Source organism: Marinobacter sp. W-8 (assembly GCF_044342215.1).
Taxonomy (GTDB): domain Bacteria; phylum Pseudomonadota; class Gammaproteobacteria; order Pseudomonadales; family Oleiphilaceae; genus Marinobacter; species Marinobacter nauticus.
On record NZ_CP172297.1, the window covers coordinates 1,691,108 to 1,704,489 of the forward strand.

Annotated in this window: 11 protein-coding genes; 10 read left to right on the top strand and 1 reads right to left on the bottom strand. The window is 44.6% G+C overall.

Annotated elements, in window-relative coordinates; translation table 11 throughout:
- Positions 1-189: 189 nt before the first annotated feature.
- Together ACF8YQ_RS07895 and ACF8YQ_RS07900 are read left to right on the top strand one after the other, a co-directional pair.
- Positions 190-1,107, top strand: a complete 918-nt coding sequence (locus ACF8YQ_RS07895) for a CoF synthetase (RefSeq protein WP_396623112.1) — start codon at positions 190-192, stop codon at positions 1,105-1,107.
- Complete coding sequence (locus ACF8YQ_RS07900; protein ID WP_396623113.1) at positions 1,094-2,200, top strand: CapA family protein; 1,107 nt, start codon at positions 1,094-1,096, stop codon at positions 2,198-2,200. The genes ACF8YQ_RS07895 and ACF8YQ_RS07900 overlap by 14 nt, the downstream gene beginning before the upstream one ends.
- Positions 2,201-2,203: 3 nt before the next feature.
- Here the strand turns inward: ACF8YQ_RS07900 and ACF8YQ_RS07905 are convergent, their stop codons facing one another.
- On the bottom strand, positions 2,204-3,391 hold the full coding sequence (locus ACF8YQ_RS07905) for a glycosyltransferase family 4 protein (RefSeq protein WP_153739965.1): 1,188 nt from the start codon (positions 3,389-3,391) through the stop codon (positions 2,204-2,206).
- Positions 3,392-3,663: 272 nt separating this feature from the next.
- Here ACF8YQ_RS07905 and ACF8YQ_RS07910 point away from each other — a divergent pair, with 272 nt between their 5' ends.
- From ACF8YQ_RS07910 to ACF8YQ_RS07945, 8 genes are all read left to right on the top strand, one after another.
- A complete protein-coding gene (locus tag ACF8YQ_RS07910) occupies positions 3,664-5,106 on the top strand; it encodes a hypothetical protein (RefSeq protein ID WP_396623114.1) in 1,443 nt (480 codons plus the stop codon).
- Between the two features lie 23 nt (positions 5,107-5,129).
- Positions 5,130-6,161 carry a polysaccharide deacetylase family protein gene (locus tag ACF8YQ_RS07915; protein WP_396623115.1) on the top strand — a complete coding sequence of 344 codons (1,032 nt, stop codon included), beginning with the start codon at positions 5,130-5,132 and terminating at the stop codon, positions 6,159-6,161.
- Positions 6,158-7,294 (top strand): glycosyltransferase family 4 protein, encoded by a 1,137-nt coding sequence (locus tag ACF8YQ_RS07920; RefSeq protein WP_396623116.1) that lies wholly within the window; start codon positions 6,158-6,160, stop codon positions 7,292-7,294. The genes ACF8YQ_RS07915 and ACF8YQ_RS07920 overlap by 4 nt, the downstream gene beginning before the upstream one ends.
- A 55-nt stretch (positions 7,295-7,349) precedes the next feature.
- The gene (locus tag ACF8YQ_RS07925) at positions 7,350-8,228 is read left to right on the top strand and encodes a glycosyltransferase (RefSeq protein ID WP_396623117.1); all 879 of its coding nucleotides are present in this window, start codon (positions 7,350-7,352) and stop codon (positions 8,226-8,228) included.
- A 12-nt stretch (positions 8,229-8,240) separates the two neighbouring features.
- Positions 8,241-9,362: a glycosyltransferase gene (locus tag ACF8YQ_RS07930; protein ID WP_396623118.1), complete on the top strand. Its 1,122-nt coding sequence runs from the start codon at positions 8,241-8,243 to the stop codon at positions 9,360-9,362.
- Positions 9,363-9,580: 218 nt separating this feature from the next.
- Complete coding sequence (locus tag ACF8YQ_RS07935; protein WP_227548799.1) at positions 9,581-10,729, top strand: O-antigen ligase; 1,149 nt, start codon at positions 9,581-9,583, stop codon at positions 10,727-10,729.
- A gap of 21 nt (positions 10,730-10,750) precedes the next feature.
- Entirely contained in the window at positions 10,751-11,860 is a 1,110-nt protein-coding gene (locus ACF8YQ_RS07940; protein ID WP_141066905.1) for a glycosyltransferase family 4 protein, read from the top strand.
- 4 nt (positions 11,861-11,864) lie between these two features.
- Entirely contained in the window at positions 11,865-13,379 is a 1,515-nt protein-coding gene (locus ACF8YQ_RS07945) for an oligosaccharide flippase family protein (RefSeq protein WP_141066906.1), read from the top strand.
- The last annotated feature ends 3 nt before the right edge of the window (positions 13,380-13,382 follow it).

The window sequence follows — 13,382 nt, forward strand, 5'->3', positions numbered from 1 at the left end:
CCAAGGGGCGAGAATGGGGAACGCGTTAGTAGTGTTGCCCAGTTAGTTGAACAAAGGCCATTAACAAAGAGCGTCTTTCGTGAGAGCGCCAGCAATGCTCCGAAGAGGGCATCGGGATACTCTCGTCACACCGCGGGTACGACGGGAGATCCAACTCATATTTTTCTCTCAAGAGAAGAGTTGGCACGAATGCTTGCAGTACGTTCGTATTGCTATCGTTACCATGGCATACGTTTAGGGCAACGCGAGGCGCGTATCTGGGGCCGAGCTGCAAACACCTTCGCGTCGAAGATTCGTGATTTCCTGCTCAACCGAAAAGTTTTCTATCCAGCCGAGTCTAATGCAAAGGATATGGTCTCAGACCTTGTTAGCTGGAAGCCTCAGTATGTCTACGGTTACACCTCCCTAATCCTGGAGGCTGCCCAAATTATCGAAAAGAACGGATTCCAACCAGAGGGTGTGAAAGCCGTGATCTGTACGGCGGAATCAATACTGCCAGCACAAAAAAGGTTCATTAGTTCCGCATTTGGTGCCCCGGTGCTCGAAGAATATGGATCTACAGAGTTCGATATTATCGCTTTCGAATGCAAGAAAGGGCATTTGCACCTAGTGAACCCCTGGTTGTGGGTTGAGTCAGAATATGATTCTGCCCTGATTACCGATATCTCCCGAAATTCTCAAAGCCTTGTCCGTTACAACCTGGGGGATGCCTTCAAAACGGTTGAGAGTAATTGTGAATTATTAGGGGGTACAAGAGTGATAGAGGAGCTACAGGGACGGACAGCTCAACAATTTGCGTATTTAACCCCAGAGCATAAGTTCCATGCAGTGGTTTTCGGTAGGGCGCTTGATGCCTATATGAATGAGTTTCATGAGTGCTTCAAGTTCACTGTATCGCAGACAGAAATGGGGGAATTCCAACTCTATGTTTCGTCCAGCCCTTCGCATGGCACTGATCATCTAAAGAATTGGGTTAATCTGGAGCTAAGAGCTCAGCTAAATGAGCAGCTGGATTTAATTAGGACCGTCAACGCTGGTGAGGACGTGATGCGTAACGGTAAGCATACCTACTTTTTTCAGGATCTGGACATTGATGTCAACGGATAATAAAGCCCTACGTATCTCAGCAGTCGGAGATATCTCCCTTGGTGATCACCCGGTCTGTGTCGGCCACGGTATGCGGAGCACGTTTTCCAAGCTTGGATTTCGTGTCCTGGAGGAGATTTCACGGTGTTTCGATAATGCCGATACTGTGATTGCCAATCTAGAGACAGTGACCTCTGATTTGGGACTAAAACCAAGGAAGCTGGCTTCATTTGAGATGCGAGGAAACCCCGAGCACCTTAGCTTTCTACGACAAGCCGGAATTGATGTGCTCTGTGTTGCGAACAACCATGCTATGCAGCACGGTGAGGCTGCGTTCTGGGATACTGTGTTCAATGTTCGAGATGCCGGCATGGATGTTATCGGGCTTGAGTCCCAAGGCCGTACTAATGTCCACACTATTTCGCATGGAAGCGTTGAAAGTCATATTTTTAATGTTTCCATGAGGCCGGAGGAATGGGCCAAAGACAAAACGAATCTTCCCTATAGCAATAGACAAGATCGCGAAAACCTCTTCGCAGAGGTTAAAAGGTTGAGAGCGTCGTGTACGGGCTTTCTGATTTGCTCAATCCACTGGGGACTTGAGTTCTTGGATTATCCTTCGCCAAGCCAAGTGGAGATTGGCAGGGCGTTGATAGACGCAGGAGTCGACGTGGTGTTAGGGCATCATTCACACGTTGTCCAGCCGGTCGAGCGATACAAGCAAGGTGTTATTTTTTACTCTCTTGGCAATTTCGTTTTTGATCTCTGGTCCGAAAGTACAAAACAGACGCTGGTTGCTCAAGTGGAACTGGAGCCGGGTCAGCGCCCTAAGTACAGTTGGGTGCCCATTGTGATTGATAAGGATTTTCGGTTAAGAATCGCCGATCAAGCGACCAAAGCCTCAGTGGATTCACTGTTATCGTGGGAACGTTTTGAAAAGATGGAAAACAAACCTAGCACCGATGAAGAATACGTGGAGAGATATAAGTCTGAGGAATTACGATTCAGGTACTCTAGCTATCGTTATTTTCTTAAGAATATCATCCGTTATCCTCCAGACTTTCTGTTTCAGTCCCTGGCAAGAACCGCTTATAGGCGGCTTACCGGGACTTGAAGTCTATTTGGCTAATGAATCAATGACCGCGTGAAGGCGCTTCTCATCATTGGACCAATTGTATTTTGATTGAACTGCGTAAACTCCGTTCTTTCCAAGGGTTGCACGGAGTTCAGGACACCTGAGCATTTGAAGTTTCTCAGCAATATCTTTGATGTCGAGGTCCTTGCATACCAGGCCCGATTCTGTTTCGTTGACGATCCTTTTTATGGGCTCTACCTCGGTAGCCAAAACCGGAAGACCGGCGAGCATGTAGTCAAAAATTTTGTTCGGAATGGTGTGGTTCCAATGGGGACATACTCGGTAGGTGAGAGCGCCAACATTCGCTTGCGCCATTAACTCATCAACCTGATTGTGTTCCAGCCACCCGTGAATAGTCACTGACTGTTGCAGGTTTAGCTCTTTAACACGACTAATCAAGTGCTCCCGCTCTGCTCCTTTGCCGACAATGTCGATTTTGAGTGAGCTGGGTTCGTTGCCCATTTTTATGAATTCAGAAGCTGCTTCGATTAGGAGATCCAAGCCTCGCAGTTTGGTTAAGAACCCTACATAGACCAAGCGAAGGGTATGCCCTTCGTGAGAGTGTTTCGTGCCAGAAAACTTCTTCGTGGGTGGGGTGTTACTGACGATTGTTACACGATCCGGATCGACGCCTTTTCTCAATAGTCGGTCGCGGGATTCCTCGATCATCACTAGCGTATGGTCGAGCTTAGGTAGTATCTGGGATTCGTATCTCTCGGCTAAAGCTGGGCTTTTGGTAATCGACTCCAAGGTTTTGCCGGCACTGAACATTCGGGCAGAGGCATACATGTAGGGATAGACTTCCGCCATGTCCAGAACTACTTTTGCTCCTTTTGGCTTCGCGACAAGCAGCGCCGTTTTAACCAACGGGATATCCCGAACAATAACGATTGGTTTTTCGGACTTTGATATTGCTTGGCGAAGTGTGCGAATCCAAAGGGGGCTGAACCAAAATGGAATGTTCGCTAGTTTTCGGAGCAGTGAATTGTTACTGCCGATGACCGGTAGTCTAATGATGGACAGACCATCATGCAGATCGGCAGGATTCATACCGGAAAGGTTACGAGCAACGATGGTGATATTGTGACCTCGATCTCTCAAGCTTTCAGCAATCTTCTCAACCCTTACATCCCAAGGGTAGTCTTCCTTGTAAAGAATAAATATATCCATTTTTGAACCATTTGGTGTTTTCGTTCGGGGCAAGCCTTATCGAAAAACATTATAAGGTATTGGTCCCAAAGGGTTGAACAAACTAACGAAAATGCGCGATATGTAGAGTACGCAGTCGCAAAATCTGAGACAATGATTAATATAAAAGTAGGTACCAAGCAGTCATGGCTGGCACCAATTTTGGCGATGATGCCAACTTACTCATCAACCAAGATGACTGAGTCAGATAGAATCATTGGCTATATGCAGCAGTGTAGCCGGAGGAGATGAAAATGAACAAGTTACCTGCATTTTTGGTCTCAACAGGCCGAGCCAAGAGGTGGGGCAGATTTGTTGCTGCGGCCACCCTGTCTATATTTGCCAGTTCTACCGCAGGGGCTCCTACTCTATCAGGGATTGAATCTGGAGAAGCTGAGCTCAAGTCCGGACAGCTCATGTACATCGTTGGCGCTGGATTTGGATCAAAGGATCAAAGCGCTCCCATTCTTTACGACCACACAGACGTCACCTGGGAGAATGGAATCGCCAACAAATACCAGTCGACGTTCAAAGATATGACCCTGGTTAAAAGGGTGGGTGTGGACCCCAATACAATTTGGACAAAGCCGTCCTTGCCCGAGGAGCACAGCACTGGAATGCTGGTAACCAATTCTCGGCAAACTAGAGATGGTGCGCTTGGGGCGCACTACTATGGCAAAGGTAATGTTAATTTTCTAGGCTGGCCAAAAGCGAGTGGTGGAGAGAAGACGGCCTATCAGTCTTCTCGGATGTACTCTGCTTTCTGGATAAAGCTTCCTTTTGACCTAACTAATTACTATGCGATACCAGCAGAGAAAAATCCTTCATCTTTTATCACCGGCGGCAGCGAGAGTTATGGTGAGGAAATAAAAATCGAGGGAGTAGATGGCTTAGGCAAGGTGATTGCCTACGAGAATGTAGGGATGCTTCCTAACGGTTGGTTGTTTATAGAGCCTCCAAGCGGTGTAAGTATAAAGGAGCTAACTGGGAAACGAATTGTTGGGCTTGATTCCGGTGCTGAAGTGGTATTCCCTGAGTCATCATCTCTCAGCAAGTTTGATCAGTATGGATTTCTATCCCCGCGGGGCAAGTATGCTCGTTTTTGGTCAGACCCGAGCGGAACCGGTTACCGCTTTTCTCTTGCAAATCTTGGGTTAGCTGGAACAGGAGAATCAATATGGGCAAATGCTTTTGGTAGTCTTTCTCCTAAGCCAGGAGAATGGAATCTTTTTGAAGTTGAAATTGATCTTGGCTCAAACCCAAGTCTTACTGCTTGGTTAAATGGAAGGGTCTACTTGGCAAGTGATAACGAATGGTCCGAAGCTCTAAAAAGCGCCTCAGTGGATGACGCCACTGGATTGACAATTGCTCTTATAGGTATCGATGATTTTATGCCAGTTCCATTCACGGTGGAGTTAGATGACATTTATCTTGATAAGACACTTCATCGGGTTCTTTTATGTAACTTGCCTACAATAGAAGAGGTAAGGTCGAAAGGTGCTCATTGTGAGGTCCAGCGACCCATTACTTGGGAGGATAGGAAAATATCTATTGAATTAAATCTGGGTACTCTTAGCCAAGAAAAAGATAGTGTATATCTTTATGTGTTCGACTCCAATGGGAATAGTAACGCAAGGGGTTGGGAACTGAACAAGGTTAACGCGCCGTTGCCGCCTCAGGATTTCCAAGCTCAGTAAGGACGTATTTCAAGGAAGGTTTGATGTTATCATTCTCAGGATTAGTAAGAGCTATAGGTCCATACGGGGGTTATAAATTTGCATCAGAGCTCACAAAAAACTACCCCCGTATTTTAATGTATCATCGTTTTTCAGATCATGGGGTCAGTGGATCACTGAGTAAAAGTATTTTGGATAAGCAGTTCTCATACTTGAAAGAAAACTTCGAGGTTCTTTCTCTAAGTGATGTGCTTAATGAGTGTGAGTTAAGTAACTCTTCAGCTGGTCGAAAGAAACCTATAGTGTCGTTGACTATTGACGATGGATATCGCGATTTCTATGAAATTTGCTTTCCTTTGCTGAAAAAGTACCAATTTCCAGCGACCTTTTATGTTGCTACTGATTTTGTTGGTCAGGGTATTTGGCTTTGGCATGACAAGCTAAAGTGGATTATTGAGAACGGTAGCGTTATTTCTGAAAGCTTTTTTGTAAAAGAGCGTGAATATAGTAGGGAATATTGGCTCGATAACAAAACAAAGCTGTGGCGCGAGCTTGTTAGCGTTATGCTAAAAATGCCGGGTGAAGAAATAGCTGATCTTCTAGATAGGATATCATTTTTGGCCAAAACGACCCCCCCTGCATCACCGATTCCTGAGTATCGTGCGGTTTCTTGGTCTGAGTTACGGGAAATGCAGGCTGATAGAGTATCAATCGGTGGTCATACTAAGAGCCATTATAGCCTCGGTTACCTTTCAAAGGACGATATCAAAGCTCAAGTACTAGGATGTCGCGATCACTTATCACACGAATTAGGCGAGCAAAGTCGTCACTTTTGTTTCCCTAATGGGCAACCCACCGATATCACTGAATTTGCTAAAGCTGAAGTGAAAAATGCAGGCTTCGAATCAGCAGTGGCTGCCTACTATGATCGGAGTGGAGTGAGTGACAGGTTTTCGATGTCTCGTCATGGGGTCGGAGAAAGTTGGTTTGGATTTCTAAAGTCTGTATGGGGTATAGATCGGCTTGGGGCTCAACTTTTAGATCGAAACAGTAAGTTCGATTGGGGTGAAATGTGACCTCAAAAGTACAATTGCTCGGTTTGATCCAAGGCTGGAAGTTTCAAGAAAAGAAGGGTTCGGCGTTCTATAATTTGTTTCAGCATCTTTCTTCAACAGGAATAATGACTGATATTGTCGACTTTGAAATTCCAAATTTGGTTAGGAAAGCCTATTTTTTGAAGAATATTGCGTTGAGTAAAGAACTTTGGAAGGTGAAAGACCAGCTTGATGTCGGCCGCTATGAATTGGCAAGCAAGCATGCTCAATCAGCTGTTGAAGCCATTGATTCGGAATACAATTCAGTAATTCAAATAGGATCTAACTATTCTGTTGAGGGTGCTCAATATATAAAAAATAACGATATTCCAATTTTTTCTTTTCATGATAATAACTTCTCGAGTTATGCAAAATCTCTCCCTCAGGGGCTTGCTCCGAAAGATTTTTTGGATCGCGCATTTAGATTCGAACAGAGAGTGTATGATTCGCTAACACGAGTTTTTACAATGAGTAAGACTCTGAGGAAGTCATTCATAGAAGACTTTGGGCTTCCAGAAGAAAAGGTCGTATATGCTGGTTTTGGAAGTAGTTTCGAAGTAAAGGATTTGTCAAATAAGAACTACAATTCAAAAAATATTCTTTTTGTTGCTAGTCACTCGTTTAAGGAAAAAGGTGGAGACGATCTTATTCGAGCATTTAGGTGCCTTAGGAAAGTATATCCGAATCTTACTCTAACTATGGTTGGTAAAGACTGGAATATTGATGAGCCAGGGGTTTCATGTATTGGTTTTCTTGACAAAAGAAATCCTAAAGACTTCAAAGTCTATCAAAATTGTTTTGAGAGAGCATCTGTTTTTGTCCTCCCATCATATAATGAAGCATTTGGTGAAGTTTTCATTGAGGCTATGTCCTACGGTGTCCCGTGTATTGGCACGAGATGCGGTGTAATGCCAGAAATCATTGAGGATAACCATGCTGGATACGTTATAGACCGTGGTGATGTGACGAGGCTGACTCAGTTGATTAGCGATTTATTAGCTTCTGAGGATGAGCTAAAGCGGCTTGGTTTCTTGGGAGCGAAGGCTGTAGCTACAGAATATCAGTGGTCTCGTGTAATACAAAGGGTATCTTCTGAGATAGCGGACTTTGTATAATTATTTCTTTTATTTTGGGAGCGATTCTCAGAATAATTTAAGGGTTATATTTGGTATGGAAGCTAAAGTGGTAGTGTCTGTAATTACGCCATCTTTTAACCGGTTGAGTTTAATTCCAGAAACAGTTAATTCTGTCTTATCTCAAAGTTATAAGTTTTTTGAATATATTATCGTTGATGACGGATCTACTGATGGTACTTTGGACTGGCTTCGAAGTCTTGATGATGCCAGAGTTAAGGTATTGATCCATGAGAATCATAAAAATTTAGGGCAAGCTGCATCCATAAATAAGGGCATAAGTAATGCCTTAGGAAAATATGTTGTTATTTTAGATAGCGACGATCTACTTGCACCAGGAATACTTTCTGAGCATGTTAGCTTTCTTGAGAGCCATACGAGTGTTGGTATGGTGTATGGTCAGGGAGTTGCTATTGATAAATCTGGAAATATTCTGTATGAATTATTTTCTCCGGTCCATACAGAAAATGGGGATCCGAATAACCTTCTCCTAGATTGCTACATTGTTTCACCCGGATTATGCATGTTTAGGAAAGACACTATTGAAAAGATCGGATTTTTAGAGGAGTCGTTTCGGGCAGCACAAGATCACGACTTTGCGCTTCGTGTTGCTGAGTGTTCTCTAATCGCATACTCTGGCGTACCTGCTTTTTATTATAGGAAACACGACGGAGCTATTAGTGTAAATGGGCTTGAGACCCGTTGGCGTAATGGCTTCAGAATTTTATCGAGAGCTATTAAGCGGTACCCATACAAAAAGAAAACTGTTCGAAAACGTCTTGCCGTTCTTAATTATCACTTAGGAAAAGTATACTGGTCAAAAAATAAGTTCAGATCTATTAGGTATTTTGTTTTAGCTGGTGTTTTTGATCCCATAAGGGCAATTAAAGTATTCCTGAATACTGATAATAATTGATGAGGTAATACAGTGTGTAGTAAGGAAAAAGCTGTCCAAATTCTTTATGTTATTGACAGTTTTAAAAATCATCATGCCGGTACAGAGGGACAACTGTATCAATTGGTCCAGGGGCTTGATCGTAATCGATTTTCTCCTCATCTGTTGGTGTTCCATGAATCTAATTACTTGAAAGAAAACGGGTTCCCCTGTAGTTACTCGGTTTTAGGACATTCGGGGCTTACCAATCCGTCGGCTTGGTTAGCGCTTTGGAAAGAAGCAAAGCGGTTTCGGGAAAGCGGTGGAAAAATCGTTCATGCGTTTTTTATTGATCCGTCTATCATGTGCCCGATTATATTTAGACCGTTTGGTGTTCATACGGTTATATCGCGCAGGGATATGGGCTATTGGTACACGAAAAAATACCTTTTCCTGTTACGGTGTTCTCGGCGTGCCGTATCGTCGGTAATTGCGAACAGCCAAGCCGTGAAGGATGTGGTGTCCAGAAATGAAAGAGTTCCTAAAGACGGAATAGATGTGATTTATAATGGCTATGAGGAAAGGGTTGGAGACGCGTCGATTCCTGATGAAGTCCTGTTTTTGCGTAATCAGTATCCTGACGCTGTTTTTGGTGTCATCGTAGCCAATATTCGTCCACTGAAGCGCATCTCTGATGCCATAGTTTCTCTGGCGGTGGTAGTCCAGAAAGGAGGCAATCTTCGTTTGGTTGTGATAGGCGATGGCGACCATAATGGGCTGAGCCAACAGGCTGAAGCTTTGGGTGTGCGAGAGCGGGTCCATTTTTTGGGGCGTCGTTCAGATGTTGCTGATTGCCTACCGGCTTTCGACATAGGAATACTCTGTTCTGAGTCCGAGGGCTTTTCCAATTCTATTGTTGAGTACATGCGTTCAGGTTTACCAGTGGTTTGTAGTTCAGTCGGTGGGAACCCTGAGGCAGTAGAGCATGGTGTTTCCGGATATCTATATAATTGCGGAGACACCAACGAGTTGGCCGATAGTCTTATGAAGTTAGTTCTTGATGAAAACTTGAGGCATAAGATTGGGGCGTCAGCTTTGGCATCATCCGGGGCTCGATTTAGCAAAAGAGTGATGGTGGAAGAGCATCAGGATGTCTATAGTGAGCTTGTCTCATGACCTCGAGCAGGAACAGCATTAGATGGTCCACCACTGATAAAACCTCAGAGTCATTGGTCAGTGGCTTCACTTTCTATTTTTTTCTATATTTTGTAATCGATTTTTTTATTAGGTTCTCTGCGCGATTTCCTGCCTATGGTGTTATTCGTCCAACGCTAATAGAAGTTTTGATTCTTCTGGTTTTATTGTTTAGCCAGAAGGACAAGTTCAAATATAAAATGGATGACCCGGTTTTTAAGGGTTTTTTCGTGCTTGTTGGTTACATTATCATATCTATCCCATTCGTTGAATGGCCTGGCAGCGTCATTAGGACAAATCTTGACCCCTTTGTAAAGGCATCAGTTTTTCTTTTCTTTGTGGCTTTGTTTGTCGACACTGAGAGGCGTCTTAAGGTTTTTTTGTTTATTTTTGTCGGTTGCCAGGTCTTCCGTGTGTTGGAGCCTCTTTATCTTAATGTTACAAGTGGATATTGGGGGAGCTCGACTTACTTGAGCTCAAAAGAGTTTGCAAATAGACTAGCCGGGGCACCTGCTGATGTTATTAATCCTAATGAGCTTGGGTTTGTTATAGCAACTGCTGTTCCATTTCTTCACTACTTGCTTTGGCCGCTAGGTTGGAAATCAAAAGCGCTCTATTTATTGTTAATGCCACTGCTGCTTTACGCCCTGATATTGACCATGTCCCGCGGTGGATTTATCGCGCTTCTTGTCGTTGCTTTCTTTGTTTTCAAAGAGTCAAAAAAGAAGTTTCGATTAATAGTCGTCGGGATCTTGGCAGCGATTCTTGCCTTTTCGGTAATGACGCCGGTTCAAAAAGAGCGATACTTATCACTGATTGATCGGGATGCTGAGGGTGGTGCTTCAGCAGAAGGGCGGATCAGGGGTATGGTTAATGAGTTCAAGCTGGGGATGACTAGACCTATCTTTGGGCACGGATTGGGCACAACACCTGAAGCGAAAGTTCATAAGTTGGGCTCTCGTCAGGCTAGCCATAACCTTTATGCAGAAGTGCTCATAGAGTTAGGGGTAGTCGGGTTCCTGATATTTATGGCCTTTCTTTCTAAGATAATAAAGAAGCTTTTTTTTGTAAGATCCAGTTTCTCAAAGCTTAATATGGATAGTCTTGATTTTTATGCGAGACTAAATAAGGCGCTAATAACATTATTTTGGATGTATGCAGTTTACAGTATTAATTATTGGGGGTTGTCTCAATACTATTGGTATTTGTTTGCCGGTCTGGTTATAGCATTTTCTAATTTGGCGTTGAAGAATGTTTCGGGTAAATCCTATGATAGTTCTTCGGTCGAGTCTTGCCATTATGATTCTAAATTCAGGTTGGCAAATAAAGTCAGGAATAGAAGTTATTAGTTTTCTGATAAAGGTTTAAATATGGATGTTTTGATGACTGCTTTGCAGCCTGGTGGAGGCATAAAAACCTTTTTCAGGTATATATACGGCCAAGAGTGCTATGAAGACTGTGTATTTACGTTGTTTGCGCCGGATCATGGGTTGTCTGATTACTTAGATAAATGTTTGGGTAAAAATAAGATCAGGTTGATTGAGTCGCCTGAAGAACCGTTATCGTTCGTTAGAGAGCTGAGAACGGTCCTGAAAAAAACGTCTTCTGATTTAGTTCACTCCCATGGTTTCGGAGCAGGTTTGCTTACAGAAGTGTCCAGGACAGGGTTAAAGCGAAGACATTTGATGACAGCTCATGACGTGTTTTTGGATTCCCAGTTCGACGGGGGCGTGGGCTCAGTAAAGAAGTTTGTCATGGCTCGATTGTTCCAGAGAATTGATGCAATCCATACCGTTACGGAGGATGCTACAGAAAACTTTCGGACATTCTTCTCGAATGTGCCCGCCAAGCGGCTTTATCCAATCTTACACGGCGTGGATACCGATTATTTCGCCAACGAGCCCTCTTCGGATCTTAGAGCGCAGTTGGGGGAGGGGGAGGATACGCGTCTTGTCGGCTTCTTTGGTCGATTTATGGGGCAAAAGGGCTTCCGTACATTGGTAGATGCAATTGCCGAGCTCAAGTCGGCGGAGTTCATGCCTTTACCGAAGGTTGTTACTTTTGGTTGGGGCGGGTACATACGTGAAGACTATCAATACATAGAAGAAAAAGGGCTTTCGGAACAGTTCATCCAAATGCCCGGTACTGACAATATGCCTTCCATGATTAAGGCGGTAGATATGGTCGTGATGCCGTCTCGCTGGGAGGCCTGTGGGTTATTGGCGATGGAGGTCCTGTCTGCCGGTATTCCGCTTCTATCCTCTGACTGCATTGGGTTGCGCGAGGTAGTCGCAGGGAGTCCTGCCAGGACATTCCTGCCGGGAGATCATGCGAGGTTGGCAGATCTTATTAGGAAGGAGGCTGAACAGAGCAGCAAGCAAGAGTTTGCCGACTACCAGTCCATCGCAGTGAGACGATTTGGCATAGCTAGACCAGCCCAAGAACTGCGTGCCCTCTATGATCAACTGGTAGGGTCGTAGATCAATGATTCGTACCCTGCTTGTTAATACCGGATCGAACGTTCTTGTAATGTTTGTAAAGCTGATTATCACGTTCGTGATGACACCGGTTTTCGTTCATAACCTGGGGAAATACGACTACGGGCTTTGGGAGATGATTGGTGCCGTAATTGGCTATATGGGCATCCTGGACCTGGGGCTTCGTCCCGCAATTAGCCGATTCGCTGCCAGGCATCTTGCAGAGGAAGATGAGACGGCACTCCAGTCGGTTTATATGTCGGCTCTTGTATTCATGGCGCTTGTGGGAGTTCTATTATTTGTATTCTTTTTCTGCTGGGGCGTCTGGTTTTCAGGCGGTATAGCCCCAAACGATGAGCCCCACCAAAAATACACGCTGTTCCTTGTTATTATTGGAGCCTATTTGTTGATCTCATTTCCTGGTTATGTTGCTGAAAGCTATCTGGAAGGGTTTCAGAAATATTACCTAAAGAACAATATAACTATTATAAACTCCGTTTTTGGTTCTGTTCTTTTATACTATTTTATAACTCCGGAAAATGGACTAGTGCTTCTCGCGACCATTAATGCGATTGGTTTGACGATTAAATACGTTTTATTTATGTGGATACTTTCACGACCGGCTTATGGGGCTATTCGAGCTCAGATGGGGACATTCTCGTTGAGCCGGTTGCGAGAACTGATTGTGTTCGGGTTCAAGTCGTTCATTCAGGGAATTGCCACCCGAGTGGAGAACGCCACGGATGTCTTGGTTATCGGGCTGATAATGGGGCCTGCTATGGTGCCTTTTTACAGCATTCCAGCCAATTTGACTCAGCACATACGTGGCCTTGGATGGACTCTAACTCATGCCTTCATGCCTCTGTTCAGTGGGTTGAGTGCAAAGGCAGAAAACGAGACCATTCGAACGGTTTTTCTCATCTCTTCCCGGTACGTTGTCAGCATTCTATTTGCTATGGGGACCGGCGCTTTATTGCTTGGTGCGCCATTTATCTCGATCTGGTTGGGCCCTGAATTTGGTGAAAAGGCCAAGTGGCTTATCCTGTTTCTGGTCTTTTTTACGATATTGCCGTTCATAAATCCTTTTGCCAGCCGTTACCTCACGGCTATTAATAAGCATGGAATTTTTGCTCGCCTTACGCCATTGGCAGCATTGCTTAATATCGGGCTAAGCCTTGTGCTGGTCCATCCATTTGGACTTGAGGGAGTTGCCTTTGCCTCCGTCGTCCCGGGGCTGATTTTTGTGCCGCTGTATCTTCGGTATACCTGTCGGCACCTGGATTTGCCGGTTAGGCAATATCTCCGGGCGTCTGTGCTGCCGGCGTTTGTACCGGCCGGTTTGATGGCTTTGATTATCCTGGGACTTGGCGAATATCTGGTGTACGACTCGTATGGTCATATTTTGCTAGGCGCTATATTGGGAAGTGTGGGTTGGTTAGCGGCCTTCTGGTTGCTGGTGTTGAATCGGGAAGAGCGAGACTACGTGGGCGCTCGATTGACTCGCATTGCAGGAAGGAACTAATCC

What these genes read in the sequence shown, in the direction of transcription:
- ACF8YQ_RS07895 (WP_396623112.1), top strand. Translation starts at nt 190, where the DNA reads ATGCTTGCAGTACGTTCGTATTGCTATCGTTACCATGGCATACGTTTA.
- ACF8YQ_RS07900 (WP_396623113.1), top strand. Translation starts at nt 1,094, where the DNA reads ATGTCAACGGATAATAAAGCCCTACGTATCTCAGCAGTCGGAGATATC.
- ACF8YQ_RS07905 (WP_153739965.1), bottom strand. Translation starts at nt 3,391, where the DNA reads ATGGATATATTTATTCTTTACAAGGAAGACTACCCTTGGGATGTAAGG.
- ACF8YQ_RS07910 (WP_396623114.1), top strand. Translation starts at nt 3,664, where the DNA reads ATGAACAAGTTACCTGCATTTTTGGTCTCAACAGGCCGAGCCAAGAGG.
- ACF8YQ_RS07915 (WP_396623115.1), top strand. Translation starts at nt 5,130, where the DNA reads ATGTTATCATTCTCAGGATTAGTAAGAGCTATAGGTCCATACGGGGGT.
- ACF8YQ_RS07925 (WP_396623117.1), top strand. Translation starts at nt 7,350, where the DNA reads ATGGAAGCTAAAGTGGTAGTGTCTGTAATTACGCCATCTTTTAACCGG.
- ACF8YQ_RS07935 (WP_227548799.1), top strand. Translation starts at nt 9,581, where the DNA reads ATGGATGACCCGGTTTTTAAGGGTTTTTTCGTGCTTGTTGGTTACATT.
- ACF8YQ_RS07940 (WP_141066905.1), top strand. Translation starts at nt 10,751, where the DNA reads ATGGATGTTTTGATGACTGCTTTGCAGCCTGGTGGAGGCATAAAAACC.
- ACF8YQ_RS07945 (WP_141066906.1), top strand. Translation starts at nt 11,865, where the DNA reads ATGATTCGTACCCTGCTTGTTAATACCGGATCGAACGTTCTTGTAATG.